Source organism: Stenotrophomonas sp. AN71 (assembly GCF_050435725.1).
Classification (GTDB): Bacteria; Pseudomonadota; Gammaproteobacteria; order Xanthomonadales; family Xanthomonadaceae; genus Stenotrophomonas.
In genome coordinates, this window is the sequence record NZ_JBNDKU010000013.1 from 77,704 (window position 1) to 102,290 (window position 24,587).

A 24,587-nucleotide genomic window follows, 5' to 3' on the forward strand; every position below is an offset into this window, starting at 1 on the left:
ACGGAGAGGAATGCGCAGGCTGATGCGCACGGTGAAGCACGTGCCGGTTCGACTCCGGTGATGGGGCGGTCCCCTGACTGCTAGGCCAGCAGATCGAGCGAAGGCGGTTCAAGTCCGCAGTAGGCCATGCCGGAGATCAGCACCGGCCCTCTCCACCCCTATTCCATGCACGCCGGCCCCGCCGGCCGGAGATCCAGCGACATGAACGTTCCCGCCACCCAGCAGCAGGCCAGTGCACTCCCCGCACCGGCGCGACAGCAGTTCGACCTCAGCCCGCAGACGTTTGAGCAGGCTCTGACCTTCGCCGACATCCTCGCCGACAGCGACATGGTCCCCAAGGACTTCAAGGGCAAGCCCGGCAATTGCCTCATCGCTATGCAGTGGGGCGCCGAGTTGGGCCTGAAGCCCCTCCAGGCGTTGCAGAACATCGCGATCATCAATGGCCGGCCCGCGCTGTGGGGCGATGCTGTGATCGCGCTCGTCCGCAATTCACCGCTCTGCGAGTACGTCACCGAATCGGACGATGGTGGCACGGCCGTCTGCCGAGTGAAGCGTCGCGGCGAATCTGAGGAAGTCCGCACCTTCAGCACCGAAGACGCCAAGGTCGCAAACCTGCTTGGCAAGACCGGCCCGTGGACCCAGTACCCAAAGCGCATGCGTCAGATGCGTGCCCGAGCGTTCGCGCTGCGCGATGTGTTCCCGGACGTACTGCGCGGCATGCCCATCGCCGAGGAAGTCATGGACATCCCGCAGGCAGGTGCTGCCACCGGCGAGCAGCCGCGCGCCGCCATCGAGGGCCAGGCCGACAAGCAGCTGCCGCTCTACTCCGAGGCCGACTTCTCAGCCAACCTGCCAAAGTGGCGGGAGATCATCGCCAGCGGCAAGAAGTCCGCTGAGGATCTGATCGCCACGCTGCAGACCCGTGCGCGCTTTACCGCTCAGCAGCTGGCGGAGATCCGCACCACTCCGAAGGCTGAGACGGGCGACAACGGCGAGCCGCAGGGCGAAACCGACGCTGCTCCCCAGAATGCGGTGGAGGGCTGAACATGCGCACCGTAAGCCTGATCCAGGGCACGCCGGAATGGCACGCCCATCGCGCCAGCCACTTCAACGCCAGCGACGCGCCGGCAATGATGGGCTGCAGCCCATACAAAACCCGCAGCCAGCTGGTGCGCGAATTCGCCACTGGCGCCGCTATCGAGCACGACCCCGCCACCCTGCAGCGCTTCGCCGATGGCCACCGCTTCGAAGACCTGGCCCGGCCGCTGGCCGAGCGCATCATCGGCGAGGAGCTGTATCCCTGCGTGGGCGTGGACGGCAAGTTCTCCGCCAGCTTCGACGGCCTGACCCTGCTGGAGGACAAGGCGTTCGAGCACAAGTCGCTCAACGACGACCTGCGTCTGGCCATACCGGTGGACGGCGGCGACGCCTGCCTGCCGCTGCACTACCAGGTGCAGATGGAGCACCAGGCCATGGTCAGCGGAGCCGAGCGCGTGCTGTTCATGGCATCGAAGTGGAACGGCGACGAACTTGTCGAGGAGCGCCACTGCTGGTACACGCCGAACCCCGAGCTGCGCGCCAGGATCGTGGCCGGCTGGGCACAGTTCGACGCCGACGTGATGGCCTATGACCCGGCGCCGGCGGCCGAGCCGGTGGCCGCCGGCCGCGCGCCGGACCAGATGCCGGCCCTGCGCATCGAAGTAACCGGCATGGTCACCGCGTCGAATCTGGCCGAGTGGAAGGAACGGGCCATCGCCGTGTTCCAGTGCATCAGCACCGAACTGGTCAGCGACCAGGACTTCGCGGATGCCGAGAAGACGGTGAAGTGGTGCGGCGACATCGAGGACCAGCTGAAGGCCGCCAAGCAGCACGCACTGAGCCAGACCCAGAGCATCGACCTGCTGTTCCGCACGATCGATGCCATCGCCGAGGAAGCCCGTTCGAAGCGCCTAGCGCTGGAGAAGCGCGTCAAGACCCGCAAGGACGAGCGCCGCACCGAGATCGGTAACGCCGCCCGCCGCGCGGTGCAGCAGCACGTGCTGGCCATCAACGAGACTCTGGGCGAGCACGCCATCCCGATGCCGGCCACGCTGATCGCCGATATCGGCGATGCGATGAAGGGCAAGCGCTCGTTCGCCAGCATGCAGGAAGCTGTGGACACGGTGGCTGCCAACGCCAAGGTCGATGCCAGTCAGTCGGCTGAGCGGATCCGCGCCAACATCCGCGTGATGGAAATGGAGGTCGGCACCCATGCCGCCCTGTTCCCCGATCGCGTGCAGCTGTGCTCCACGAAGTCGGCAGAAGATCTGCGCAACCTGATGGCGGCGCGCATCTCCCAGCATCAGCAGGCGGAGCAGGATCGCCTGGACGCCGAGCGCGAAAAGATCCGCAAGGAAGAGGAGGCCCGTGCGCAGCAGAAGGCAGCCGACGACGCGGCCGCTGCTGCAGCTGAGCAGTCCGCCCAGGCGGCTCAGGCGGTAGAACCGGAAGCGCCGGCAGCGGCACCGATGCGCACCGCGCCGACGGCAGTGGCGAGCGCCCCGGCAGCGAGCGCAACGCCGCGTGCGGTGGTCAAGATCAAGCTGGGCCAGGTCGTAGACCTGATCGCCCCCCTGAAGATCGACGCCGAAGGCCTGCGCCAGCTGGGTTTCGAGCCGGTCTCAACCGAGCGCGGTTCGAAGCTGTACGACGCCAGCCAGATCGATGCAATGCGCGGCGCCATGATCCGCCACCTGCAGCAGCCGCTGCCCGATACCTACGCGCAGGCCGCGTGATGGAGTTCTGGCGCACCAGCGAACTGCGGGCCCTGCGCCGGATGGAGGGCCGCGACGCGATGACCGTCGCGGCTGCCCTCGGGCGCTCTCCCCGCGCGGTCCAGGACATGGCGCGCTGCCAGGGAATGCAGGTACCACGCCAGCCTCACGCCCGGTACTGGCCGGCCACCACCAAACGCCGCGCCCGGCAGCTCCGGGCCAGCGGCAACACCGTCAACCAGATCAGCGCGGCGCTGGGTGTCCCGTTCGGGACCGTGCGCCGCTGGGTCTACGAAGGAGCAGCAGCATGACCAGCATTCACGCGAAGCCAGTCTTCAGCGGCGCCACTGATCGCGAGAAGGAGCAGGACCGGCAGAGGCTGGCCAGCGACCTGGCTCGCTTCGAGGCCGCCGGCGGCAAGGTCCAAGTCCTGGGCAACAGTGGCATCGACAAGGCCACGATCAGCCGTCGGCAGGTGGTCGAGGGTGGGCGCGATCGCCGTGTGGGCAAGAAGGCGGCGAGCGTATGAGCCGCCACATCGCCCGCCGCGCCCCCAAGGAAACTATCGGCTTTGCCTGGGGCCGGTTCCCGACCGTCGACGGCAGCGCTATCACCTGGCGCCTGTACCGCCGCGACCACCGTCGTGCGCTGCACATGCACGTGCTGACGTTCTTCGCCCATGAGGACCGCCCGGTGATCGCCGGCCACCTGCGCCGCGCGCGCCGCTTCCTGCGCGACAAGGTGGACGACATCGACCTGCAGGCGATGGGGGTAGCGGCATGAATCTACCTGCGCTCTGCACGTTTCCTATAGCTCTCCATCAGCCAGCCGAAGCGCTTGTTTCCTTCCGCCTCGGCGAGCGCGAGGGCTTGGAGTGCAGCATTGATGCCACCCCGGATGATCTTCAGCGTAGCTGGAATCTTCTCCTTCTCCAGATCAGGCAGTGCAGTTGCGGCCGCGAGAACGGCCTTCGCCGTCTCAATCGCGATGACTACCCCAGTAGCAGCATGCAGGTCGACGGCAGGCCATTTGGTGAGGTCAACTTCACGCACAGCCAATCGCGACAGCCCGAACTTCAGGCTATCTGCATAACTGACCCGGTGCTCACGACTGATGAGGTGGTGGGCATCTACCCACATCGAATGCTCGGTGTCTTTGCCCACCGGCATGTCGGTATCCACTTTGCGCAGGCAGGCGTGCGCATCGACCAAGTCATGCATGTACGCCGCCATGAACAGCGCGGTCGCCTTCCGGCGGACGAGGCGCTGCTGAATAGACGGTGCGAACACCGCTGCGAACACCGCTGTGACGGTGCCGACTGCCGCCCACGCATCCCAGTTGACCTCGCAAGTCTTGCTGAGCCACCAGCACTGGCTCACACCGTCAAGCATCGACATACCGTCCCCCTGTCCCTGTTGGAGCCGATTCTGCCATGACCTACATCCATCCGAACGACCGGGTCTACGCGCTGGAGCGCGCTGTGGCCGCCGCTGTCGCCCAGGGCGAGGACCGCAAGGTGCAGGACGACCTGCGCGAGATCCTGGCGGAAGCCCGCCGCGAGGCCCGGGGGTGAGCGGCCTGGTGCTGGTGCCGGCGCCGGAGGTGCCCGGCATCCCTGCCCGCATGCGGCAGCCGACGAAGGACGCCTACCGGCAGTGGCTCACCCAGGCCAACGAACGCATCGAGCAGCTGCAGGCCGAGGTGGCCGAACTGCGCGCCGACGGCAGCATCAGCACCACCCGGCCGGGCCTGATCGATGACCTGGTCACCGCCGCTACTGCCCTCGGGCACCACGAAACGCTGCGCAGCAGCAGCGACGAAACCATCGACTACTGGCGCGCGCGCGTTGAGCAGCTGCGCGCCGAACTGACTGGAGAAAACCATGGCTGACGGCTCCCGAGCGCCAGACATTCGCATCACCCCGAAGTCCCGCACTCGCGCCGCGCTGGTCGGCGACCTGTTCTGCGGTGCCGGCGGCCTTTCGAACGGTGCGGCGCGCGCCATGCGGGAGCTGGGCCGGCCGGTGCAGCTGATTGCCGTGAATCACTGGCCTGTCGCCATTGAGACGAACCGCCGCAACCATGCGGACCACGCCGACCGCATCCACTGTGCGGATCTGGAATCGGCGCTGCCGCTCACGCTGGTGCCCGAGGGCCGTCTCGATCTGCTCATCGCTGCCCCGTCGTGCGTGTTCCACAGCCGTGCGCGGGGCGGCCGGCCGGTGCATGACCAGCAGCGCATGGATCCTTGGCACGTCGTCCGCTGGTGCACGGAGCTTCGGGTCGGCCGCATCCTGGTGGAGAACGTGCCCGAGTTCATGGAATGGGGCCCGTGCAGCCTGATCACCGGCCGGCCGATCAAGTCCCGCCGCGGCGAGTACTTCCGCGCATGGGTTGCCGCGCTCGAGGCCGTAGGTTTCAAGGTCGACTGGAAGATCCTGACCTGTGCGGACTACGGCGACCCCACCACGCGCCGGCGCTTCTTCCTGATCGGCCGCAGCGACGGCAAACGCCTGCGCTGGCCCGAGCCGAGCCATGACCGGGTGGGCGGTACCGACCTGTTGGGCAGCCGGCAGCGCTGGCGCGGTGCGCGCGAGGTAATCGACTGGACCATGACTGGCAACAGCATCTTCAGCCGGAAGAAGCCCCTGAAGCCCAACACGCTGCGGCGAATCCTGGCGGGTGCGCAGAAGTACCGCTGGCCCCAGCCCTATAACGACGCAGTGCAGGCGCTGCTGGACGGCACCGTGCCCCGCCTGGTGTTCAACCGTGCGGACGCCATCGCCCAGGGCCTGATCGAGGTGGACCCGATGCTGGTGCACCTGCGCGGCACCAGCGCGCAGCACCTGCAGGCCACGGCGAAGTCCGCCGACGAGCCGCTGCCCACGCTCACTGCAGGCGGCGGCCATGTGGGGCTGGTGCTGGCCACCAGCAGCGGCGGCGCAGCGCGTGATCTGGACCAGCCGCTTCCCACCATCACCACCGGCGGCGCGGGCGCCGAGCGCCCTGGCTGCGCGCGGCCGCAGCTGGTGGAGCCGATCATCGTGCCCACCTCGAACACCAGCAGCGCAGGCGTGCCGCGTTCCGCCGCTGAGCCGATCCGCACAGTGACCACCGCGAAGGGCGGCGACCAGGCCCTCGCCGTGCCGCTGGTGGCGCAGTACTACGGCGCCACCGCAACCGCACAGTCCGTGGCTGAGCCGGTGCCTTCGGTGACCACCAAAGCCCGCTTCGGTCTGGCCGAGCCGGTGCTGATGCGCGCCGGGCACGGCGACAGCGACGGCCGCAATCCCGTAAGCCGCGTGCTGGACGCTGACGCCCCGGTGCCTGCGCTGACCGGATCGAACGAGATGGCTCTGGCCGAGCCCATCGTCATGCGCGGCAACGTCGGCAATGGCCGCACCGGCGACATGCGGCCGGCCAGCGAGCCCATGCCCACCATCACCTGCTCCGAATCCCTGGCGCTGGCTGAGCCGTTCACCATGCCGGTGACCCACCACGGCGGCGAGCGCGTGCGCGGCTTGGATGAGCCGCTGCCGACCATCACCGGTGCCAACCGGGGCGAGCTGGGCCTGGCTGCCGCTGCAGCAGACGGGGCCGACGAGATCCGCATCGATATCAACTACCGGATGCTGCACTGGCGCGAGCTGGCACGGGCCACCTCGTTCGATGACGAGGGCGAGGTCTACGACTTCGCCGGCAACGCCACCGAGATCACCAAGCAGATCGGCAACGCGGTCCCGAACCGCACCGCAAAGGCGCTGGTCAAGGCCCTGATGCAGGAGGCCGCATGAGCGCCCGTCGCCACCAGGTGATGCATGTGCGCCGGAAGATCACCGGCCGGCCCATGGTCATCGCCAAGGACGCGCGCACCGTCCGCGAACTGCTGCGCCGCCACCTCCGCGAGGAAGGCATGCGGCTGATGGATCTGGCCCCGGCTTGGGGCCGCAGCGCGCACACCGTCTATTCCCTGTTCGCCGTCAGCCGACCGCTCGCACCTGAGCATCTGGAGGCATCAATTCGGGCCCTCGGCCTGGATGAGTTCGACGCCAACGAGCTGCGCCTGCAGGGCGCCCGCGAGGCTGGCTGGCAGATCAACGTCAGTCTATTGATGGAGGATTCGTCGTGCGCATGATCAAAGTGCCCTTTCACTCGTCACTTCGCGCCTGGATAGATCTCAATGGCGCAGATGTCCGACATCTCATTGCTAATCTCATCAAGCCTGATCGTGTCTCCGATGAGTCGAAGGATCACCTCTCTGGAGCCCGGGTTGCTCCTATCAGCAGCTTTGAGGGATTCGACAGAGGCGTGAAGCACGGAGACGATGCCCAAGCACCGAGCCAAGCGGCTGGACTCACTAGTAGGCAATACGTGGAGTCGACCCAGCAGGGACTTGGTCAGCGGCATGTCTATATCTGTCAATGCAGCAGCTGCGGCCAAGCGGCTCTGCTCAGTGTCGAGAAGGTGGTCGACACCAAACTCTCTGGCCAAACCATGCCAAGCACCGGAATCGCCCGATACGCGAAGAAGCTCGCCATACAAAGCCGACAGGAGAACGGTGCGCTCTCGATCCCGCTCGACTTCCGCCGCTTTTGCAGGAGCAGAAGCAAGGTGATTTGCTTCAGACCCCAACCTCCACACCGCAAAAGCAGCAAGGAACGATACCCCAACCCCCACCCATGCGACCAACAGTGCGCCCGCAGCCACCGAAACGCCCATGATTCCGGCTGCTGCGGCGTACGCTTCCCACCACACTTCACAAGTCGCGCTCAGCGGCGAACACTGAATAATGCCGTCGAGAATACTCATTCCCTGATCCCCCCGTGGACTGCCCTGTATTCTGCCACGGGCTCAAACCGCGAGGTGCTTGGGCATGGCTGATCTTCTGCAGTGCACCGACGTGCCTGACTTCCGCGAGGTGGGCCATGTGCTGGCCAGGCTTTCAGGAATCGACCTCGGCAAGGCCAACAGGGCCACCGTGCGTGCTTGGGAGGCCCGGGGCTTGGCGCTGATCGAACTGTCGCGGGGGGATCGGACCGAAGCCCAGCGAATCATGGCCCCCGTCTCGAAACGCCGCCGCCGCGGCACCAATCTGGCCGCCGCCGGCGTGCCGAAGGAGGAAGCATGAGCGACAACATCCTTGCAAGCCCGAAGCCGCTCGTCTTCATTCGGATGCCAGAGGTTCGGCGCCGAACGGGCCTGAGCAAGACGACGATCTACAAACGGATCCACGAACGGACGTTCCCGGCTGCGGTTCCTCTGGGCGATGGAATGGTCGCCTGGGTCGAAGCCGAGGTGGATGCGTGGCAGGCAGAACGACTGGCGGAGCGATCCCCACCAGCACCTGGGGAAACGGACCTCCCAAAGGCCGCGTAGGCGGGGGCATCATTGGGGGCATGCGCCACCTTGTAAGACATAAGCAAGCTGCTTTATCAACAACTTGCGGGCGCCGTGGGATAGAGCCCACCTCCACCATTTGCCGGTCCAGTCGGGACCAAAACGAAGCCGGAACCCAAGGAAATCAAGGGTCTCCGGCTTTTTTTTGTCCAATGTTACCCAAGGCTTCCATTGCAGGCCGTACGACTGCAGGGGTACAACCAGCGCCTGGAATGCGTCACCTAGAAGTACTTCAAACCATAGAGGAGCAGCAATCTACTGCCGCTCCATCGTTGGCCGTCCACCGGCAGGCCAGGCGATGCGATAGGCCAGGACATCACCAGCAGCGACCGTCAAGTTCTGGAACGTTGAGACGTTCTGGCAAAGACCGCCACCGGCCTCAAGCTTCAGGAAGTAGGTTCCAGGCACCACGTGCATGCTGACCGATTCGCCTGGCTTCAACGCAACGACCTTCTGGTTGTCTATCAGGATGTCGAACGAGCAGCCACCGCCCGCAAACCCTTTGTCACGAGTCACGTTGATGGTCGCCGAGCGATCGGGACTGCTTTCAAGGTAACTGGCGTCGTACAACCGACCGGCTGACACAGCCTTCGCTGTCCCCGGGGCTAATGCCGTTGAGGAACATCCGGCGGCAAGTAGGACCAAGAACCCCAGAGCCGAAATCTTCTTCATGCGTCCTCCCTGTAGGCCTGCGAGTCTACCCGGCCGGCAAGTTCAGGGAAAACCTGCCCGTCCTGGGCAAGAAGCCGGATCCCGTTACGACCGGGGTTCCGGCCACTTTTGTGCCTGCACGTCTGGAAGGCTGTAACTCCAGGCCCATTTCATTGCATCATTCCGGCCATCGAGACCCCGATCTCCGCCAAGGAAGAATTGCGATGAAGAAGCTGCTCGTCCCTGCCCTGCTGGTTGCCGCACTGTCCGGCTGCATGCCCACCAAGCAGGCATCGCCCGAGCAGATCAAGGACACTCCGGCCGCGCGCATTTTCCCGATCGACGCCCAGGGTGAACCCACGGGCACCATCATGGTCACCCGCGACGTCGGATTCGTGGGCAGCGGCTGCTACATGGGCGTCATGGTCGACGGGAAGATGGCCGCACATCTCGACCCCGCCGAGCGCCTGTCCGTTGTCCTGGCCGAGGGGCGCCACGTACTGACCGCCACGCCTGTCCAGGGGCGAGGCCTGTGCGGCGTGCTGCAATCGGAGAAGACCAATAATTCCCGCCGGCGCTCGACCGAAATCAACGTCCGCGCCGGCGCCACGCAGGCCTATCGCCTCTACTCCTCCGCTGAGGAATTCCCGGTGATCGAACCGGCGTTCTGATTCCTGCTCCCATCAGAAGGATCTGCCATGAAAGCTGCCCTCACGATTTCCCTGTTCCTCGCCGCCCTCGCCGCAGCCCCAGCCACGCACGCCGCGGCACCGGCCATCGCCCCGCCTGGCACCGCGACGCTGGAAGCGCTGCTGGCCTGCAGGGCCGGCTCGAACTTCAGCGAGGCCGAAGCCATCGACGCATTGCAGGCCGCCGGACTGGCGAAGAAACCCGGTGGTACGTTCGAGCCGGAAGACACGCCGGTCGCGCTGTTCGGTGGCACCGTGACCAGTGCCGATGTAAGTGTGGCCGAAGGCGAGAAGAGCCTCTTCGTGTACTTGAACGGCGTCGATGCCAAGCGCCTGGCCAAAGCCTGGTCGGTGACCAAGGTCAACGAACACGCCAACACCGAAGAGCCGTCCTACGTGAAGGCGATCGACAAGCGCCACACCCTGCATGTGATCGCCGGCGACGACTACGAAGGCTATTCGGCTGCGGTGAAGTGCCAGATCAGCCGCTGATGGTGTAGCCGACGCTACAGCCAGCGCGGCACGCGGTGATGGTACTGCGCGTACGCGTCGGGAAAGCGGGCCAACAACGCCCGTTCCTCCGGCAGGATCTGCAGCCGGATGATGTACACCACGAACAGCGGCACCGCCAGCAGTGCAGCCAGATTCTGCAGATACAACAGGGCCCCAAGCAGGACGAACGCCTGGCCCAGGTACATGGGATTGCGGGTGCGCCGGTATAGCCCGTGCACGATCAACGAGCTCGACGCCGAAGGCCGCAACGGATTGACCGTGGTGCCGGCGCGCCGGAAGGACAGCTTCGGTAGCAGGTTCAGCACGATACCGGCGATCATCATCAGCGCCGCCAGCACGGCCGGCACCGGCAACCGGAAACCAACACCGGGCAGCAGCCGGCTCACCGCGTAGCCGGCGGCAGCACACAGCACCATCACCAGCGGCGGCGGGATACGGGTCTCCAGCCAGGTCATCGCGATCCCTGCGTCAGTTCGATTCACTGCAGTGTCACACGGGAATGCCTGAATCGCCCGATGGGCAGCCACTGACCGCCCGGTATATTCCGCTTTGACGGGCCGGCCGCTAGAGTGGCGCCACCGCGCAGGAGGATCGTATGGCTACCACGGGCTTGGGCTTCATTGGCCGCACGACCCTCATCATCACCGTGCTGCTGACCCTGGGTGGCTGCGCGACGCTGCGCCAGTTCGGGCCGTCGGTGCAGGTGGCCTCGGTCACGCCCGGCCAGTACATCGCGCTCAAGCGCGGTGACATCCTCACCACCGGCAAGCTCAGCTCGGCGACGACGGAAACCTTGCGCGTGGCGGGCCTGGACGAAGGGATCTGTGCGAAGCCTGGCCTGCCCTGCATCGAGGCGCTGGAAGGCAGCATCGTGGTCCGCGAGGAGGACAAGCGCTCCAGCCTGTCCGAGCTGTGGCTGCAGTATGCGATGACGCTGCCCGCGCCGAAGCGCGAGTACTCCACTTCAGGCCGCGCCAAGACCGCCATCACCGAACTGGATGCCAACTTCCAGCCGCGCCTGGATGCCTGGATGCAGGTCGCGCGGCAGGCCTATGCCTACCTGTTCTTCACCGAGCGCACCGCCAACCAGCGCGGCTTCGAAGACCGTCAGACCCAGGTGCGCGACTACTACAACCTGGCCGTGCAGGAAGCTTCGGTGCAGCTGTACAACGCCTATGCCACCGGTCGCGTGCACAGCGATGCCAGCCATTTCCAGCTGGGCCGCTGGACATTCGTGCTGGCACCTTCCGGTGAGGGCTCGCCGCTGGAAAGCCGCACCCCGACCGAGCTGGTGCCGGCAGCGTCGCTGTCGTTCACCGGCACACTGCGCAGCGTGCATCGCCGCGATGGCTTCGGTGCCGAACTGGTAGCGGTCATGGACGATCCGGCGGCCAACAGCGCCGCCTCCGCACCGACAACAGCGGCCTCCGCTTCGACGACGCGGGTGGAACGCAGCTGGAGCGAAATGCCCTCGCCGTCGATGACCGTGCTGCTGCGTTTCTCGGGAAAGAACCTGTGGGAAGTGCTGCATGATGACGAGCCGGAGCTGGAGATCCACGACCCCTACCAGGTCTCGGAAGTGACCCTGCACGGCCAGCAGGTGCCGCTGGCAGCCAACTTCACTGCGGGCTACGCGCTGTGGCTGGCGCGGTCCAACTTCAGCCACCAGTCGCTGCGCTCGCTGTTCGGCGGCAAGGGCGGCATCGACAGGCCACATCTGTTCATGATGCAGCCCTATGACCCGAACCGCCGCGTGCTGCTGATGATCCATGGCCTGGCCAGCAGCCCGGAAGCCTGGGTCAACGTGGCCAACGAGCTGATGCGCGACGATGAGATCCGCCAGGACTTCCAGGTCTGGCAGTTCTACTATCCGACCAACATGCCCATCGCGATGAGCCACGATGCGATGCGCCACACGCTGGCCGAGGTGTTCCAGCACTTCGATCCCAGCGGCAACGCACAGGCCTCGCATGACATGGTGCTGGTCGGGCACAGCATGGGCGGGGTGATCGCGCGGCTGATGGTTTCTTCCTCCGGCGACCACCTGGTCGATACGCTGCTGGCCACTGCGCAGATGACGCCCGCGCAGCGCGAGCTGTTGCGCACCAAGGGTGCACCGGTGCTGACCTTCCTGCCGGAACCGGAAGTATCGCGCGTGGTGTTCATCGCCACACCGCACCGCGGCACCGACGTGGCCGGCACACGGCTTGGTCGCTGGATCGGCCGCCTGGTGCGGCTGCCGTTGACCGTACTGGAAGACGTGACCACGCTGGCCAATGACGGCCAAATCGATCGCAACGATGGCAAGCATGGCTACCAGATGAACAGCATCCAGAACCTGGACAAGGATGATCCGTTCGTCCGCGCCGTGGCCGATCTACCGATGTCGTCCAAGGTGCACTACCACTCGATCATCGCCCGCGCCAAGGCCGATGGCCCGTTGGAAAAAACCGACGACGGCCTGGTGCCCTACTGGAGCTCGCACCTGCCGCACGCGGAATCGGAGAAGGTGATCGTGTCCGGGCACAGCGTGCAGGAGGCCACCCCGGCCATCGTCGAGCTGCGGCGGATCCTGCACGAGGACATGCAGGAGCACGCGCAGAGCGGCAGATAAGCCGCCCTGCCCTGCCGGTCAGGGAAGCGGAGCACGGCGCGAGAATGTGCCGTGCAGCGCAGCCGGTATCGCAAAACCCTCCATGCGCACTTCAGGGCGGTAGTCCGCACCCGGGGTGAAGCGATACTCGCGTGCCAGCAGCGCGCACAACAACACCAGCTGCGCGTTGCCCACCGCCGACCCCACGCAGGAGCGTGTCGGGAAACCGTAGGGAACATAGATGCCGGCGGTGCGCTTGCGCCGCTCCGGCAACCAGCGGTCCGGGTCGAACAGCAGCGGGTCATCCCAGTATTTCGCCGAGCGATGCTGGATGAACGAGCTCAGCTCGAACACCGTGCCTTCGGCGATGGCCTGCCCCTCCACGTCCAGATCGCAGACCGCCACGCGGCGATTGTTGAAGGGCGTGGAGTACAGCCGCATTACTTCCTTCAGGAACCGCATCGTGCAGGGAATGCGCGCCATCGGCAGTGCCTGGATCTCCGCATCCGACAGCGGTGCGAATTCCTCTTCGATACGCTCGCGCCACTGCGGATGCATCTGCAGTGCCAGCAGCAGGCACGCGGCCATCATTCCGGGCACGCCGGAGATGGCGATCAGCTGCACGGTCACCAGATAGGTCACCTTGTCCAGGCCGATGCGTTCGCGCAGGGTCAGCAACGATTGCGCGTAGTCCAGATGCGAGCGGCCATCACGCACACGCCGCTTGAGTTCCGTGTGGATGGTGCGCGATTCAGCACGGTTGATGAGGAAATTGCGCAGCAGGTCGCGGCGGTGAATCACCTGTTCGACCTGGATGCTGTAGCGCAGATGCAGCGCGCGCTCGATGGTCGCCACGCCGCGTGCGTCGAGTCCGTCGATGACCAGTGGAATCAGCGGGTGGGCCATCACCTTCCAGATGGCCGGTGTTGCATCCTGTTCCGTGCCGCAGACCGCATCCAGGGCCTGCCGCATGCGCGACTGCAGCGCCCGCAGCGTCTGCGCATCGGTGAGCTCGGCACTGCGCGTGGCAATCAGGCTGCGCACTTCGGTCCAGCGCACGCGCTCATGCCGGCGGAACAGATCCGCCAGCGATTCGATCACATACAGGTGCTCGGAATTTTCCTTGTCGACCTTGCCGGCCAGTTCCGGGCAGAACACCCCGATACCGCCGGTTTCCAGCTTCAGTACCGGACCTTCGCGCTCGACGCGCGCGGCCAGGCGCTCGGCAGCAACAGTGCTGCCTTCATTCGAGGTCCCTTGCATGAAGTACGCCTCCGGCAAGAAGGGACTCGAAGACGAGTCCCTTCGTCCTGCTGCAGATCAATCCCGGGAGAAACTCCGGGGAATCAGAACTCTACCCAGATCTGCCAGACCGTCCACACACTGCTCTTCTCTGTCGGATGGATGTTGAGGCTGACGCGCAATGCTCGGGCGAATCTTTTCATTTTCACTCCTTTGCTTGCTGTGTGGTTATGCCGGGATTATCCCGGCACCGGCTTGATAACACGGCATAATCCCGCTGTCCAACCGCCCGGGGTGTCGCGCTGCAACATCCACGTCGGCGCGCATTGAGGGGAATCCCTCATCGCGCCTGCGCATGCGGCCTCCTATGCTGGGCCCACTGTCCCCCTCGGAGGTCCGCATGAACACGCAAGAACCCAGCCGCCAGCCCAGCCCCGATCCGGCCGAGCGCGATGCCTTCTTCCCGTCGCCGTATTCGCTTTCGCAGTTCACTTCAGCCAGGAGCGACCTGTCTGGCGCGGACTATCCGGATGCGCGCCGCGATGGTCGCTGGAAGGTGTTGATGATCGCCGCGGACGAACGCTACCTGCCGACCGCCAATGGCCATCTGTTCTCCACCGGCAACCACCCGGTGGAAACGCTGCTGCCGATGTACCACCTGGACAAGGCCGGCTTCGACATCGACGTGGCGACCTTGTCCGGCAACGCTGCCAAGTTCGAATGGTGGGCCTTCCCGCGCGAGGATCGCGAAATCAGTGGCCTGTACGAGCGCTATGAATCCCGCTTCCGCGAGCCGCTGCAGCTGGACGACGTGGTGGCGGGGCTGGATGACGATTCGGACTACGCGGCGGTCTTCATTCCCGGCGGCCACGGCGCACTGATCGGTCTGCCGGAAAGCCGCGCGGTGAAGGCCACGCTGCAGTGGGCCATGGACCGGCAGCGCCACATCATCACGCTCTGCCATGGTCCGGCAGCCCTGCTGGCGGCCGGCGTCGATGAAGCCGAAGGCGGATCGCTGTTCCGTGGCTATCGCATCTGCGCCTTCCCCGACTCCATGGACCGGCAGACGCCGGACATCGGCTACATGCCCGGGCAGCTGCGTTGGTTCTTTGGTGAACGACTGGCCCAGCAGGGCGTGCAGATCGTCAATGACGGCATTGACGGCAGCGTGCTGCAGGACCGCCTGCTGCTGACCGGTGACAGCCCGCTGGCCGGCAATGCGCTGGGCAAGCTGGCCGCGCGTACGCTGCTAGACGCACTGGCCGGGTCCTGAACGGATGACCGCCCTGGTGCCCGCGCTGCTGCAACTGGAACAAGCGCGGTCACTGGGCGTGGTCGGCAGCGTGCTGCGTGCTGCCGCCACCCCCTTCGGCTACGACCACCTGCTGCTGTTCGCCACAGGCACCGGGCTGGAGCGCGGCACCCAGCGCGTGTATTGGATCGAGGGTGATTGGTTTGGCGATGGCAGCGATACCGATCTTGCCCGCTATCTGCATGCCTGTCCGGTCAACCGCCACGTGCTGGACAGCGATGCCCCGTTCTTCTGGAGCAAACGCCAGGGCGTGCGCGGCGAGCGCTACCAGGTGGTGAAGCAGCCACGTGGTGAGGGCCTGCATGGGTTGCAGATACCCGTCTTCGGTCCCACCGGACTGGAAGGTGCGGTCAGCCTCGCCGGCACATCGATCGATGCGTCCGCCAGCGCCCGTCTGCTGCTGGAAACGGTTGGCGCGTCGGCATTCCGTGCGGCGCGGCGGTTGGCCGAAGCACCAACGGAGGTTCCCGCAGGCGCGCTGAGCGCGCGCGAACGTGAAGTACTGCGCTGGATCGCCGCCGGCCGGCGCCAGGCCGAGATCGCCGCGACGCTGGGGTTGTCCGCACGCACGGTGGAGAATCACCTGCGGCGCGCGCGGCAACGCCTGGGCGTGGCGACCACCGCGCAGGCCGTGCGCGCGGCAAGCCGCCGTGGAGAAATCGAAGACTGAGTGCGGCAGCACCGCCATGCTCAGGCACGTCGCGGCGTCAGCGTACCGATGAAATCAACCGGAATCGCGAAGCCCTCCAACTGCATCCAGGGCGCGGGGTCTTCCTGTACCTGCAGATCGAAATCACGGGTCACCAGTGCGCAGAACAGCAGCAGCTGGGCATGGCCCACCGCACTGCCGATACAGGCACGCGACGAGAATCCGAACGGCACGTAGGCGCCCTTGTTCGGCTGCCGCCGCTCGGGCAGCCAACGGTCCGGATCGAAACTGTCAGGTGCCTGCCAGTACTCCGGTGAGTGATGCTGGAAATAGGACGACAGTTCGTACGCCCCTCCCTTGCGGATGCAGACGCCGTCGATATCGATATCGTGCGACGCAGGACGATGCAATGCGAACAACCCTGGCCACAGGCGCAGGGTTTCCTTGACGAAGCGCGACGTGCACGGCAACGACTTGATCGGCAGCGCGTACAGTTCCTCCAGGCTCAGCGCCGAGGTTTCCTCGCGGATACGTGCATGCCACTGCGGGAAACGATGCATGGCGTACAGCAGGCTGGCGGCGGTGATGCCCGGCAGGCCCGACATGCCGGCCAGCACCATCGATACCAGATAGGCCACGCGGTCCACGCCCACCCGTTGCACCAGCGGCAGCAGCGATTGCAGGAAATCTTCGCGGGCCACCGGGTCGCGAGCGCGCCGTCGAATGTGCCGTGACACGGTACGTGCCGCGCGGCGGGAAAGATGGAAATCGATGATCCGCCGCCAGAACGAGAAGTTCTGCAGCACGATGGCGTTGTATCGGGTCTTCTGCTCGCCGATCAGCGCGTCGACATCGGACCGGCTGAGACCATCGATCAGCAACGGCAGCAGCGACTGCGAGATCGTCCACCAGCTAAGTTCGCTCAGGTCATGCGCACGGTCAGCGCGCTGGGCAAGGAAGCCATGCATGCGGGTGTAGAGCTCGCGCATGTGCGCGGGGCTGGCCAGGCGTCCGGCCTGCTCGCTCAACAGTGCGCGCACCTCACGCCAGGCAACCGGGTCCTTGGCGCCGCGCAGTCCGAGAAAATCGATCAGTGAATCCGGTACGGTGTGCTGGTCGGTGTTGGCTTTGTCGATCTTGACCGCCAGGGCCGGATCGAAGATGCCGACAACATCATTGTTGAAGCGCAGGACCGGCCCCTCGCGACGCACGCGTTCGAGCAGATCGTCGATGGAAACCACTTCCGCATCCGTTGCACGCTCATCCATGCCCTGCCCCCGATGCCAGGGAAGATCATCGACCTTCCCTGGCGATGTCATCGAATACGTGGAGTCCTTCCGGTCAGAAGATATTCCAGTAGCGATACTTGGAACGGATGCACTGCGTGGAATTGTCCGAACGCAGGTTCAGCGACACCTGCAGCGCGCGAATCAGTCGAGTCATGGCACAGCTCCTTGTCGTTCCGTTAGGGGTTGCTGTTGCGGTGCCGGGATCCAGCTCCCGGCAGGGTCGTTCTAGCACGCCACCGCGCGCAGGCAGGTCAACGCATCGTCAAGGCCCGCCTGAATACGCCACAAGAGAGCCCTTGGATACCGCCAGCGCGCGCACAGCCACGTACCGGCGATCCGTGCGATGCTTCTTGAAACCGTTTTCATGGAATGGAGGGATTCCACGATGTCGTCGCGTTTCCGTTGCCCCGCGCTGTATGCGCTGCTGGCGCTTGGCCTGCCTTTCAGCAACAGCTGGGCAGCGGCACCTGCCCCACTGAAGGTGATGTCGTTCAATGTGCGCACCCCGGCCGACACTGAGCCCGGCAAGCGCTGGCCCGACCGCCGCGATGCGATGGTCAAGGTCATTCTCGATGCGCATCCCGCGGTGATCGGCACCCAGGAGCTGGTGCAGGAGCAGGCCGAGTACCTGGCCGGACACCTGCCCGGCTACCGCTGGTTCGGGGAAGGCCGTCGCGGCGGCAGCGGCGACGAGCACATGGGTGTGTTCTACGACAGCAAAGTGCTGGCGGTCGAGGAATCAGGCAACTTCTGGCTGTCCGACACGCCAGATGTGCCGGGCAGCATCACCTGGGGCAACCTGTATCCGCGCATGGTCACCTGGGCCCTGTTCCGCCGCATCGACGACGGCCGTCGCTTCTATTTCATGGATACCCATCTGCCCTACCGCGACGAAGACGAGCCGCGCCGGGTGAAGGGCGCCGAGCTGATCGGCAAGCGCGTGGCCAGCCTGCCGACCGATCTGCCGGTGGTGCTGACCGGCGACTTCAACAGCGAACCCGGCGGTGAGACCTACAAGGCGTTCACCCGCGTGCTGCAGGACACCCGTACCCAGGTGAAGACAGCGCAGGGCCCCCGGCTGACCTTCCACGACTTCACCGGCAAGGCCACCGTGCAGCTCGACTGGGTGCTGGTGCGCGGCTTCCATGCGCGCAGTTTCCTCACCGATGACCGGCGCGTCGACGGCGTGCTGCCCTCCGACCACTTCCCACTGGTGGTCGAGCTGGACTGGCCCAGCCACTGAGCCCGACAGCCGCCACCGCTACAACGGCGGCTGTCGTGACAGCAGGCGATACAGCGCCTGATGCTGGTCGCGCGCCTGGCAGATGCGGGCGCCGACCGCGAGGAATACCGCGATACCGATCAGGCCCAGCCCGAGCATCGAATCCTGCAGCCGCAGGAAGCCGACGGCAGCGGCCATCGTCGCCAGCACCATCAGCACCACCACGGCCACCGACAGCCCGGCGCCCGGTGGACCTGGATCGCCAAACAACATGCGTTGGGTATCCCGTCTGCCATCCGTCATCACATGTCCTCCCCCGATAACTGCCCCACTAGTTACACGGCGGACAGGGATTCCGGCAGAGTCAGAAACGTCACGACTGTGACGACGTGCACGGCTCCGGTCGCGCTACCCTGCCCGCATCCCGGAACTGTGGAGCAAGGCATGGCACACCAGAGCCGTCTGGCCGGTTTCATCATTGACTGCCAGGACATTCCCGCCGACGAAAGTGCCCGGTTCTGGGCAGCCGCACTCGGCCTGCAGGCGCAACCGTCGCATGCCGAGGACGGCGCCGAGTACGCCGAACTGCGCGAGGCGCCGGGCGGGTTGCAGGTGGAAGTGCAGCGCGTGGCACATCCCTCACGGGTGCACCTGGACATCGAGAGCGACGACATCGATGCCGAGGCCGATCGGCTGGAGGCGCTCGGGGCGCGGCGGATCGGGTTCGTCAAACGCTGGTGGGTGATGGAGGCGCCCACGGGCCATCGCTTCTGTGTGGTGCGCATGCGCGAACGTGACACGCCGGCCAACCTGTGGCCCTGAACCAGAAAGGGACGGAAGCACCCGCCTCCGTCCCCATGTGGTTACTGCACCTGCGCGACGCTTGGTGGCTGTGGCGACTGACCCCAGCCACCCAATGCCTTGTACACGCCAACCACGCTGACGTTGACCTCGGCCTCGGCGGCCGCCAACGCATCGTCGGCCGCCAGCTGCGTGCGCTGTGCGTCAAGCAGGGTGAGGAAGTCCTCCGAGCCCTCGCGGTAACGGATCTGCGCCAGCGACTCGGCACGCCGCGCCGCCTGCGCCTGCTCGACCACGATGCCCAGGCGCGCCTGCTGCTTTGAATAGCGGGTCAGCGCGTTCTCGGTGTCTTCCAGCGCCAGCAGCACGGCCTGCTCGTACTGCGCAGCCACACCTTCGGCCTCGGCCTTGCTGGCACGCAGGCGTGCACGCACGGTGCCGAAGTCGAACGCCGCCCAGCTCAGCGATGGGGTCAGCGACCACGCCTTGTTGTTGCCGTTGACCAGACCACCGGCGTCGCCGCCGAGGAAGCCGACGAAGCCGGACAGCGACAGCCGCGGGAACAGGTCGGCGGTGGCCACGCCGACGCGCGCGGTGGCCGCCGCCAGGCGACGTTCGGCCACCCGCACATCGGCGCGCTGGCGCAGCAGTTCACGGGTATCGCCCAGCGGCAATGCCTTGGCGAAGGCCGGCACATCATGCGGCGCGAGCATATCGGTCAGCACTTCCGGGCGCTGGCCCAGCAGTACTGCCAGGCGATTGCGCGACTGCGTCTCGGCCACTTCCAGCAACGGAATGTCGGCCTCGATCGCCTTCAGGCGAGCACGGCTGCTCTGCACATCCAGCTCGCTGCCGGCGCCCAGCTCCCAGCGCGCCTCGGTCAGCTTCTGCGTATCGCGCAGGTTGACCAGGGTGTGCTGGGCCACCGCGATGCGCTTCTGCGTGCCGCGCAGCTCGAAGTAGTTGCGTGCCACTTCGGCGGCGACCAGCACCTGCGCATCGGCCAGGTTGGCCTGTTCGGCGCCGAGATCGGCGCGTGCGGCTTCTGCAGCGCGGCGCTTGCGGCCGAACAGATCCAGCTCCCAGCCGGCGTCGAAGCCGAGCTGGTAGCTTTCACTGAACACCCGCTGCCCACCCAGCTGCGGATCGGGTTGCTTGCGGCGGTCGTAGCTGCCGCCTGCGGTGATGTGCGGGGCCTGGTCGAAACGGCTTTCGACAAACACCGCGCGGGCCTGGCTGACCCGGGCCACGGCCACGCGCAGGTCCAGGTTGTCCGACAGCGCGCCATGCACCAGCGACTCCAGCACCGGGTCGTCGAACTGCGCCCACCAGCTGGCCACCGGCGAGGCGGTGCTGAACACCGGCTGCTGCGCGCCCTGCAGGACCACCGTTTCCTGCGCCGGGGCCTTGTAGTTGGGGCCGACGCTGACACAGCCTGCCAGCACCAGGCTGGAGACGGCCATCGCCAACGTGCGGATCACCATGGCAGCACCTCGCCCAGGTAGGTGAAGCTGCCACTGGCGCCGGACTCACCGATCAGCGCCATTTCCACGCTGGAGCGCGCACCTTCGCTGATTTCGATCTCACCGTTGCCACCATTCATGTCGGTCTTCACGTAGCCCGGATGCACGGTGTTGACCTTGATCGGCGTGTTGCGCAGTTCGTAGGCCAGGCTCAGCGTCCAGCTGTTCACCGCCGCCTTGGAGGCGTTGTAGGCCGGAACCTTGAAATCGTAGATGCCCGAGGCCGGATCGGCATGCAGGGTCTGCGAGCCGAGCATGCTGGAGACGTTGACGATGCGCCCGGACTTGGCCTGCTTGACCAGCGGCAGGAACGCCTGGGTGACCGCCACCAGCGCGTACACGTTGGTGCCGAAGGTGCGGTGCCAGGTCTCCAGCGACTGTTCTGACGGCAGCTGCGCCGGGTTCTCGACCATGATGCCGGCATTGTTGACCAGGATGTCCAGGCGGCCGTGGCGCTGGCGCACCTGCTCGACCGCGTCGGCGATGCTGGCCGCATCGGTCACGTCCAGCTGGATCGCCTCCACCGGCAGGCCTTCGGCCTGCAGCTTCAATGCGTGCTCCACGGCGGTTTCGCGTTTGCGGCCAGCCAGCAACGTATGCACGCCGGCCTGCGCCAGCTGGCGCACGGTTTCCAGGCCGATACCACGGGTGGCGCCGGTGACCAGCGCGATCTTGTTCTGATGGGTATTCATGGATTCATGCCTTGTGGGGAAATGCCGCCGCCGGCCAGTGACCGGCGGCGACGGGGTTCCATGTCAGTGGTGGATGGTCGGCTCGCCGTGCTGCACCAGCTGGCCACCGCCATTGCGGGTAACGAACTTGCGCAGGGCCACGTAGAACACCGGCGTAAGGAACAGGCCGAACAGGGTCACGCCCAGCATGCCTGCGAACACGGTGATACCGGTCACCGAGCGCACCTCGGCACCTGCACCATGCGACAGCACCAGCGGCACGGTGCCGGCGATGAAGGCGATGGAGGTCATCACGATCGGGCGCAGACGCAGGCGGCAGGCTTCCAGCGCGGCTTCAACGATGCCCTTGCCGCCCATCTCCAGCTCTCTGGCGAATTCGACGATCAGGATCGCGTTCTTGCACGCCAGGCCCATCAGCACCACCAGGCCGACCTGCACGAACACGTTGTTGTCACCGCCGGTCAGCCACACGCCGAACAGCGCGGACAGCAGGGTCATCGGCACGATCAGGATCACCGCCAGCGGCAGCGACCAGCTTTCGTACAGTGCGGCCAGCACCAGGAAGGCCAGCATGATCGCCACCGGGAACACGATGAAGGCCGCCTTGCCCTGGGTCGCCTGCTGGTAGCTCAGGTCGGTCCATTCGGTGGTCATGCCCACCGGCAGCACCTTGCCGGCGATCTCGGTCAGCTTGTTCATCGCTTCTGCAGAAGACAGCAGGCGCGGGTCGGCTTCACCGGCCAGATCGGCGGCCGGATAGCCGTTGAAGCGCAGCACCGGGTCCGGGCCGAAGGTCTGCTTGATGGTGACCATCGAACCGATCGGCACCATCTCGCCACGATCATTGCGGGTGCGCAGCTTGCCGATGTCCTCGACGGTCTCGCGGAACGGACCATCTGCCTGGGCGATCACCTGCCAGGTACGGCCGAACTGGTTGAAGTCGTTGACGTAGGCCGACCCCAGGTAGGTCTGCAGGGTGTCGAACAGCTCGGTGAGCTGCACGCCCTGTGCCTTGGCCTTGACGCGGTCGACTTCGGCATCCAGCTGCGGAACGTTGGCCTGGTAGCTGCTGATCGGGAAGGCCATGCCCGGGGTCTGCGCAACGGTGCCCTGCATCGCCTGCACGGCATTCTGCAGCGCGCCGTAGCCCAGGTTGCCACGGTCTTCGATGAACATCTGGTAGCCGTTGCCGTTGCCCAGGCCGAGGATCGGCGGCGGCATCATCGCGAAGGCGAAGCCCTCCTGCAGGCCAGCGATCTTCTGGTTGATCTCGGCATTGATCTGCGCGGCGGTGCGGCCATGGCGCTCGGCGAACGGCTTGAGCGGAATGAACGCCACACCGGTGTTCGGCGTATTGGTGAACTGCAGCGCATTGAGGCCCGGGAACGAAATGGTGTGGGCCACGCCATCGGTTTCCTGGGCGATCTTGGCGACCTTGCGCAGCATTTCATCGGTACGCGCGATCGACGAACCCTCCGGCAGCTTCACGCCCGCGATCAGGTACAGCTTGTCCTGGGTCGGGATGAAGCCCGGCGGCACCAGCTTGAAGATCACGCCGGTACCGACCAGCAGGATCGCGTAGACCACGAACACCGCGCCGCGACGGCCGAGGATGCGGGCCACGCCACGCTCGTACTTTTCCGAGCTGGACTTGAAGAAGCGGTTGAACGGACGGAACACCCAGCCGAACAGGCGGTCGATCAAACGGCTCGGAGCATCCTTCGGGGCGCCGTGGGCCTTCAGCAGGCGAGCGGCCAGCGCCGGCGACAGGGTCAGCGAGTTGATCGCCGAGATCACCGTGGAAATGGCAATGGTGACCGCGAACTGCTTGTAGAACTGGCCGGTGACACCGGACAGGAACGCCATCGGCACGAATACGGCACACAGCACCAGCGCGATCGCCACGATCGGGCCGGACACCTCACGCATGGCCTGGTGCGCCGCTGCGGTAGGCGACAGGCCTTCTTCGATGTTGCGCTCGACGTTCTCCACCACCACGATCGCGTCGTCGACCACGATGCCGATCGCCAGCACCAGGCCAAACAGGCTCAGCGTATTGATCGAGAAGCCCAGCAGATACAGTGCAGCGAAGGTACCCACCACCGACACCGGCACCGCGATCAACGGGATGATCGAAGCACGCCAGGTCTGCAGGAACAGGATCACCACCAGCACCACCAGCGCGATCGCCTCCAGCAGCGTGGAGACCACGGCCTTGATCGAGTCGCGCACGAAGATGGTGGTGTCATACACCGCTTCGTACTTCACGTCGGCCGGCATGGTCTTCTGCATCTCGTCCATCGTCGAGATGACCTGGTCACGGATATCCAGCGCGTTGGCGCCCGGCGACTGGAAGATACCGATACCGACCGCGTTCTTGCCGTCCAGCTGCGAACGCAGGGTGTAGTCACCCGCGCCCAGCTCCAGACGGGCGACGTCGGCCAGGCGCACGATCTCGCCATCGTTACCGCTCTTGAGCACGATGTCGCCGAATTCCTTCTCGCTCTTCAGGCGGCCCTGGGCGTTGATCAGGGTCAGGAACTGGCTGTTCGGTAGCGGCTCGGCGCCGAGCTGGCCGGCCGAGACCTGCACGTTCTGCTCGCGCATGGCGCGCACCACATCGCTGGCGGTCAGGCCGCGCGAGGCCACCTTGTCCGGGTCCAGCCAGGCGCGCATGGCGTAGTCGCCACCACCGAAGATCTGCGCGTCACCCACACCCGGAATACGCGCCAGCGCATCCTTGACGTGCAGGCGTGCGTAGTTGCGCAGGTACAGGGTGTCGTACTTGCCTTGGGGCGAGGTCAGGTGCACCACCATCAGGAAGGTCGGCGACTGCTTCTGCGTGGTCACGCCCTGGCGGCGCACGTCCTCGGGCAGGCGTGCCTGTGCCTGCGCCACGCGGTTCTGCACCTTTACCGCCGCCGCGTCCGGGTCGGTGCCCGGGCGGAAGGTGACGGTCATCTGCAGTACGCCGTCGGAACCGGCGACCGACTTGAGGTACATCATGCCTTCGACGCCGTTGATGGCCTCTTCAAGCGGTGTGGCGACGGTCTCTGCAATCACCTTGGGGTTGGCGCCCGGATACACCGTGCGCACCACCACCGATGGCGGCACCACTTCCGGGTACTCGCTGATCGGCAGGATCGGAATCGTGATCAGGCCTGCGGCGAAGATCACGATCGACAGCACCGCCGCGAAGATCGGCCTGTCGATGAAGAAACGGGAAAAGTCCATGGAGGAATTCCTGGGAAAGGCTGACGGC

At 65.8% G+C, this 24,587-nt stretch carries 28 protein-coding genes; 18 read left to right on the top strand and 10 right to left on the bottom strand.

What is annotated here, in order from left to right:
• Nucleotides 1–201 precede the first annotated feature (201 nt).
• Genes ABH900_RS17850 through ABH900_RS17870 form a run of 5 tightly spaced genes read left to right on the top strand, consistent with a single transcriptional unit; the run spans nucleotide 202 to nucleotide 3,536 of the window.
• Nucleotides 202–1,044: a hypothetical protein gene (locus ABH900_RS17850; RefSeq protein ID WP_189487105.1), complete on the top strand. Its 843-nt coding sequence runs from the start codon at nucleotides 202–204 to the stop codon at nucleotides 1,042–1,044.
• A 2-nt stretch (nucleotides 1,045–1,046) separates the two neighbouring features.
• Nucleotides 1,047–2,774, top strand: a complete 1,728-nt coding sequence (locus tag ABH900_RS17855) for a YqaJ viral recombinase family protein (RefSeq protein ID WP_429624456.1) — start codon at nucleotides 1,047–1,049, stop codon at nucleotides 2,772–2,774.
• Nucleotides 2,774–3,064, top strand: a complete 291-nt coding sequence (locus ABH900_RS17860) for a hypothetical protein (protein ID WP_429624457.1) — start codon at nucleotides 2,774–2,776, stop codon at nucleotides 3,062–3,064. The genes ABH900_RS17855 and ABH900_RS17860 overlap by 1 nt, the downstream gene beginning before the upstream one ends.
• Nucleotides 3,061–3,282, top strand: a complete 222-nt coding sequence (locus ABH900_RS17865) for a hypothetical protein (RefSeq protein ID WP_429624458.1) — start codon at nucleotides 3,061–3,063, stop codon at nucleotides 3,280–3,282. Before ABH900_RS17860 ends, ABH900_RS17865 begins: the two co-directional genes overlap by 4 nt.
• The gene (locus ABH900_RS17870) at nucleotides 3,279–3,536 is read left to right on the top strand and encodes a hypothetical protein (protein WP_429624459.1); all 258 of its coding nucleotides are present in this window, start codon (nucleotides 3,279–3,281) and stop codon (nucleotides 3,534–3,536) included. Before ABH900_RS17865 ends, ABH900_RS17870 begins: the two co-directional genes overlap by 4 nt.
• Before the next feature lie 2 nt (nucleotides 3,537–3,538).
• Here ABH900_RS17870 and ABH900_RS17875 read toward each other — a convergent pair whose 3' ends face one another.
• Entirely contained in the window at nucleotides 3,539–4,150 is a 612-nt protein-coding gene (locus ABH900_RS17875) for a hypothetical protein (protein ID WP_429624460.1), read from the bottom strand.
• A gap of 35 nt (nucleotides 4,151–4,185) precedes the next feature.
• Here ABH900_RS17875 and ABH900_RS17880 point away from each other — a divergent pair, with 35 nt between their 5' ends.
• Genes ABH900_RS17880 through ABH900_RS17895 form a run of 4 tightly spaced genes read left to right on the top strand, consistent with a single transcriptional unit; the run spans nucleotide 4,186 to nucleotide 6,887 of the window.
• Complete coding sequence (locus ABH900_RS17880; protein WP_164116115.1) at nucleotides 4,186–4,326, top strand: hypothetical protein; 141 nt, start codon at nucleotides 4,186–4,188, stop codon at nucleotides 4,324–4,326.
• Nucleotides 4,323–4,643, top strand: coding sequence for a hypothetical protein (locus tag ABH900_RS17885; RefSeq protein ID WP_429624461.1), 321 nt, complete (start codon nucleotides 4,323–4,325; stop codon nucleotides 4,641–4,643). Before ABH900_RS17880 ends, ABH900_RS17885 begins: the two co-directional genes overlap by 4 nt.
• Entirely contained in the window at nucleotides 4,636–6,546 is a 1,911-nt protein-coding gene (locus tag ABH900_RS17890; RefSeq protein ID WP_429624462.1) for a DNA cytosine methyltransferase, read from the top strand. Before ABH900_RS17885 ends, ABH900_RS17890 begins: the two co-directional genes overlap by 8 nt.
• Nucleotides 6,543–6,887 carry a hypothetical protein gene (locus tag ABH900_RS17895; protein ID WP_429624463.1) on the top strand — a complete coding sequence of 115 codons (345 nt, stop codon included), beginning with the start codon at nucleotides 6,543–6,545 and terminating at the stop codon, nucleotides 6,885–6,887. The genes ABH900_RS17890 and ABH900_RS17895 overlap by 4 nt, the downstream gene beginning before the upstream one ends.
• Nucleotides 6,888–6,907: 20 nt before the next feature.
• Here the strand turns inward: ABH900_RS17895 and ABH900_RS17900 are convergent, their stop codons facing one another.
• A complete protein-coding gene (locus ABH900_RS17900; protein ID WP_429624464.1) occupies nucleotides 6,908–7,561 on the bottom strand; it encodes a hypothetical protein in 654 nt (217 codons plus the stop codon).
• 64 nt (nucleotides 7,562–7,625) lie between these two features.
• On the opposite strand from ABH900_RS17900, the gene ABH900_RS17905 reads away from it, so the two are divergent.
• Together ABH900_RS17905 and ABH900_RS17910 are read left to right on the top strand one after the other, a co-directional pair.
• On the top strand, nucleotides 7,626–7,880 hold the full coding sequence (locus ABH900_RS17905) for a hypothetical protein (RefSeq protein ID WP_429624465.1): 255 nt from the start codon (nucleotides 7,626–7,628) through the stop codon (nucleotides 7,878–7,880).
• Nucleotides 7,877–8,128: a helix-turn-helix transcriptional regulator gene (locus ABH900_RS17910; RefSeq protein WP_429624466.1), complete on the top strand. Its 252-nt coding sequence runs from the start codon at nucleotides 7,877–7,879 to the stop codon at nucleotides 8,126–8,128. Before ABH900_RS17905 ends, ABH900_RS17910 begins: the two co-directional genes overlap by 4 nt.
• A 276-nt stretch (nucleotides 8,129–8,404) precedes the next feature.
• On the opposite strand, the gene ABH900_RS17915 is transcribed toward ABH900_RS17910, so the two are convergent.
• Nucleotides 8,405–8,821, bottom strand: a complete 417-nt coding sequence (locus tag ABH900_RS17915; protein ID WP_429624467.1) for a hypothetical protein — start codon at nucleotides 8,819–8,821, stop codon at nucleotides 8,405–8,407.
• 203 nt (nucleotides 8,822–9,024) lie between these two features.
• Between ABH900_RS17915 and ABH900_RS17920 the strand changes: the two genes are divergently transcribed.
• Entirely contained in the window at nucleotides 9,025–9,471 is a 447-nt protein-coding gene (locus ABH900_RS17920) for a hypothetical protein (protein WP_429624468.1), read from the top strand.
• 27 nt (nucleotides 9,472–9,498) lie between these two features.
• On the top strand, nucleotides 9,499–9,981 hold the full coding sequence (locus tag ABH900_RS17925; protein WP_429624469.1) for a hypothetical protein: 483 nt from the start codon (nucleotides 9,499–9,501) through the stop codon (nucleotides 9,979–9,981).
• A 14-nt stretch (nucleotides 9,982–9,995) separates the two neighbouring features.
• Here the strand turns inward: ABH900_RS17925 and ABH900_RS17930 are convergent, their stop codons facing one another.
• Nucleotides 9,996–10,457, bottom strand: coding sequence for a methyltransferase family protein (locus ABH900_RS17930; RefSeq protein WP_429624470.1), 462 nt, complete (start codon nucleotides 10,455–10,457; stop codon nucleotides 9,996–9,998).
• A 140-nt stretch (nucleotides 10,458–10,597) separates the two neighbouring features.
• Between ABH900_RS17930 and ABH900_RS17935 the strand changes: the two genes are divergently transcribed.
• Nucleotides 10,598–12,616 carry an esterase/lipase family protein gene (locus tag ABH900_RS17935; RefSeq protein WP_429624471.1) on the top strand — a complete coding sequence of 673 codons (2,019 nt, stop codon included), beginning with the start codon at nucleotides 10,598–10,600 and terminating at the stop codon, nucleotides 12,614–12,616.
• An 18-nt stretch (nucleotides 12,617–12,634) separates the two neighbouring features.
• Here the strand turns inward: ABH900_RS17935 and ABH900_RS17940 are convergent, their stop codons facing one another.
• On the bottom strand, nucleotides 12,635–13,858 hold the full coding sequence (locus ABH900_RS17940; RefSeq protein ID WP_429624472.1) for a cytochrome P450: 1,224 nt from the start codon (nucleotides 13,856–13,858) through the stop codon (nucleotides 12,635–12,637).
• A gap of 379 nt (nucleotides 13,859–14,237) precedes the next feature.
• Here ABH900_RS17940 and hchA point away from each other — a divergent pair, with 379 nt between their 5' ends.
• Together hchA and ABH900_RS17950 are read left to right on the top strand one after the other, a co-directional pair.
• The gene (gene hchA, locus ABH900_RS17945) at nucleotides 14,238–15,110 is read left to right on the top strand and encodes a glyoxalase III HchA (RefSeq protein WP_429624473.1); all 873 of its coding nucleotides are present in this window, start codon (nucleotides 14,238–14,240) and stop codon (nucleotides 15,108–15,110) included.
• 4 nt (nucleotides 15,111–15,114) lie between these two features.
• Complete coding sequence (locus tag ABH900_RS17950; protein ID WP_429624474.1) at nucleotides 15,115–15,819, top strand: PA1136 family autoinducer-binding transcriptional regulator; 705 nt, start codon at nucleotides 15,115–15,117, stop codon at nucleotides 15,817–15,819.
• A 20-nt stretch (nucleotides 15,820–15,839) separates the two neighbouring features.
• Here the strand turns inward: ABH900_RS17950 and ABH900_RS17955 are convergent, their stop codons facing one another.
• Nucleotides 15,840–17,066, bottom strand: a complete 1,227-nt coding sequence (locus ABH900_RS17955) for a cytochrome P450 (protein WP_429624475.1) — start codon at nucleotides 17,064–17,066, stop codon at nucleotides 15,840–15,842.
• Nucleotides 17,067–17,472: 406 nt separating this feature from the next.
• Here ABH900_RS17955 and ABH900_RS17960 point away from each other — a divergent pair, with 406 nt between their 5' ends.
• Entirely contained in the window at nucleotides 17,473–18,330 is an 858-nt protein-coding gene (locus ABH900_RS17960) for an endonuclease/exonuclease/phosphatase family protein (protein ID WP_429624476.1), read from the top strand.
• Nucleotides 18,331–18,348: 18 nt separating this feature from the next.
• Here ABH900_RS17960 and ABH900_RS17965 read toward each other — a convergent pair whose 3' ends face one another.
• Complete coding sequence (locus ABH900_RS17965; RefSeq protein ID WP_429624477.1) at nucleotides 18,349–18,612, bottom strand: hypothetical protein; 264 nt, start codon at nucleotides 18,610–18,612, stop codon at nucleotides 18,349–18,351.
• Between the two features lie 141 nt (nucleotides 18,613–18,753).
• Here ABH900_RS17965 and ABH900_RS17970 point away from each other — a divergent pair, with 141 nt between their 5' ends.
• A complete protein-coding gene (locus ABH900_RS17970; RefSeq protein ID WP_429624478.1) occupies nucleotides 18,754–19,131 on the top strand; it encodes a VOC family protein in 378 nt (125 codons plus the stop codon).
• A gap of 41 nt (nucleotides 19,132–19,172) precedes the next feature.
• On the opposite strand, the gene ABH900_RS17975 is transcribed toward ABH900_RS17970, so the two are convergent.
• The 3 genes from ABH900_RS17975 to ABH900_RS17985 form a co-directional block, all read right to left on the bottom strand.
• Nucleotides 19,173–20,594, bottom strand: a complete 1,422-nt coding sequence (locus tag ABH900_RS17975) for an efflux transporter outer membrane subunit (protein ID WP_429624479.1) — start codon at nucleotides 20,592–20,594, stop codon at nucleotides 19,173–19,175.
• Nucleotides 20,588–21,325, bottom strand: a complete 738-nt coding sequence (locus tag ABH900_RS17980; protein WP_429624480.1) for an SDR family oxidoreductase — start codon at nucleotides 21,323–21,325, stop codon at nucleotides 20,588–20,590. The genes ABH900_RS17975 and ABH900_RS17980 overlap by 7 nt, the downstream gene beginning before the upstream one ends.
• Before the next feature lie 63 nt (nucleotides 21,326–21,388).
• Nucleotides 21,389–24,559 carry an efflux RND transporter permease subunit gene (locus ABH900_RS17985; RefSeq protein ID WP_429624481.1) on the bottom strand — a complete coding sequence of 1,057 codons (3,171 nt, stop codon included), beginning with the start codon at nucleotides 24,557–24,559 and terminating at the stop codon, nucleotides 21,389–21,391.
• Nucleotides 24,560–24,587: the final 28 nt, after the last annotated feature.

Coding starts and splice junctions, on each gene's coding strand:
- ABH900_RS17910 (WP_429624466.1), top strand. CDS start 7,877: ATGAGCGACAACATCCTTGCAAGCCCGAAGCCGCTCGTCTTCATTCGG.
- ABH900_RS17935 (WP_429624471.1), top strand. CDS start 10,598: ATGGCTACCACGGGCTTGGGCTTCATTGGCCGCACGACCCTCATCATC.
- ABH900_RS17955 (WP_429624475.1), bottom strand. CDS start 17,066: ATGGATGAGCGTGCAACGGATGCGGAAGTGGTTTCCATCGACGATCTG.
- ABH900_RS17905 (WP_429624465.1), top strand. CDS start 7,626: ATGGCTGATCTTCTGCAGTGCACCGACGTGCCTGACTTCCGCGAGGTG.
- ABH900_RS17980 (WP_429624480.1), bottom strand. CDS start 21,325: ATGAATACCCATCAGAACAAGATCGCGCTGGTCACCGGCGCCACCCGT.
- ABH900_RS17890 (WP_429624462.1), top strand. CDS start 4,636: ATGGCTGACGGCTCCCGAGCGCCAGACATTCGCATCACCCCGAAGTCC.
- ABH900_RS17940 (WP_429624472.1), bottom strand. CDS start 13,858: ATGCAAGGGACCTCGAATGAAGGCAGCACTGTTGCTGCCGAGCGCCTG.
- ABH900_RS17960 (WP_429624476.1), top strand. CDS start 17,473: ATGTCGTCGCGTTTCCGTTGCCCCGCGCTGTATGCGCTGCTGGCGCTT.
- ABH900_RS17865 (WP_429624458.1), top strand. CDS start 3,061: ATGACCAGCATTCACGCGAAGCCAGTCTTCAGCGGCGCCACTGATCGC.
- ABH900_RS17925 (WP_429624469.1), top strand. CDS start 9,499: ATGAAAGCTGCCCTCACGATTTCCCTGTTCCTCGCCGCCCTCGCCGCA.
- ABH900_RS17930 (WP_429624470.1), bottom strand. CDS start 10,457: ATGACCTGGCTGGAGACCCGTATCCCGCCGCCGCTGGTGATGGTGCTG.
- ABH900_RS17870 (WP_429624459.1), top strand. CDS start 3,279: ATGAGCCGCCACATCGCCCGCCGCGCCCCCAAGGAAACTATCGGCTTT.
- ABH900_RS17975 (WP_429624479.1), bottom strand. CDS start 20,594: ATGGTGATCCGCACGTTGGCGATGGCCGTCTCCAGCCTGGTGCTGGCA.
- ABH900_RS17860 (WP_429624457.1), top strand. CDS start 2,774: ATGGAGTTCTGGCGCACCAGCGAACTGCGGGCCCTGCGCCGGATGGAG.
- ABH900_RS17965 (WP_429624477.1), bottom strand. CDS start 18,612: ATGACGGATGGCAGACGGGATACCCAACGCATGTTGTTTGGCGATCCA.
- ABH900_RS17970 (WP_429624478.1), top strand. CDS start 18,754: ATGGCACACCAGAGCCGTCTGGCCGGTTTCATCATTGACTGCCAGGAC.
- ABH900_RS17855 (WP_429624456.1), top strand. CDS start 1,047: ATGCGCACCGTAAGCCTGATCCAGGGCACGCCGGAATGGCACGCCCAT.
- ABH900_RS17850 (WP_189487105.1), top strand. CDS start 202: ATGAACGTTCCCGCCACCCAGCAGCAGGCCAGTGCACTCCCCGCACCG.
- ABH900_RS17895 (WP_429624463.1), top strand. CDS start 6,543: ATGAGCGCCCGTCGCCACCAGGTGATGCATGTGCGCCGGAAGATCACC.
- ABH900_RS17880 (WP_164116115.1), top strand. CDS start 4,186: ATGACCTACATCCATCCGAACGACCGGGTCTACGCGCTGGAGCGCGCT.
- ABH900_RS17985 (WP_429624481.1), bottom strand. CDS start 24,559: ATGGACTTTTCCCGTTTCTTCATCGACAGGCCGATCTTCGCGGCGGTG.
- ABH900_RS17950 (WP_429624474.1), top strand. CDS start 15,115: ATGACCGCCCTGGTGCCCGCGCTGCTGCAACTGGAACAAGCGCGGTCA.
- ABH900_RS17915 (WP_429624467.1), bottom strand. CDS start 8,821: ATGAAGAAGATTTCGGCTCTGGGGTTCTTGGTCCTACTTGCCGCCGGA.
- ABH900_RS17875 (WP_429624460.1), bottom strand. CDS start 4,150: ATGTCGATGCTTGACGGTGTGAGCCAGTGCTGGTGGCTCAGCAAGACT.
- ABH900_RS17920 (WP_429624468.1), top strand. CDS start 9,025: ATGAAGAAGCTGCTCGTCCCTGCCCTGCTGGTTGCCGCACTGTCCGGC.
- ABH900_RS17900 (WP_429624464.1), bottom strand. CDS start 7,561: ATGAGTATTCTCGACGGCATTATTCAGTGTTCGCCGCTGAGCGCGACT.
- hchA (WP_429624473.1), top strand. CDS start 14,238: ATGAACACGCAAGAACCCAGCCGCCAGCCCAGCCCCGATCCGGCCGAG.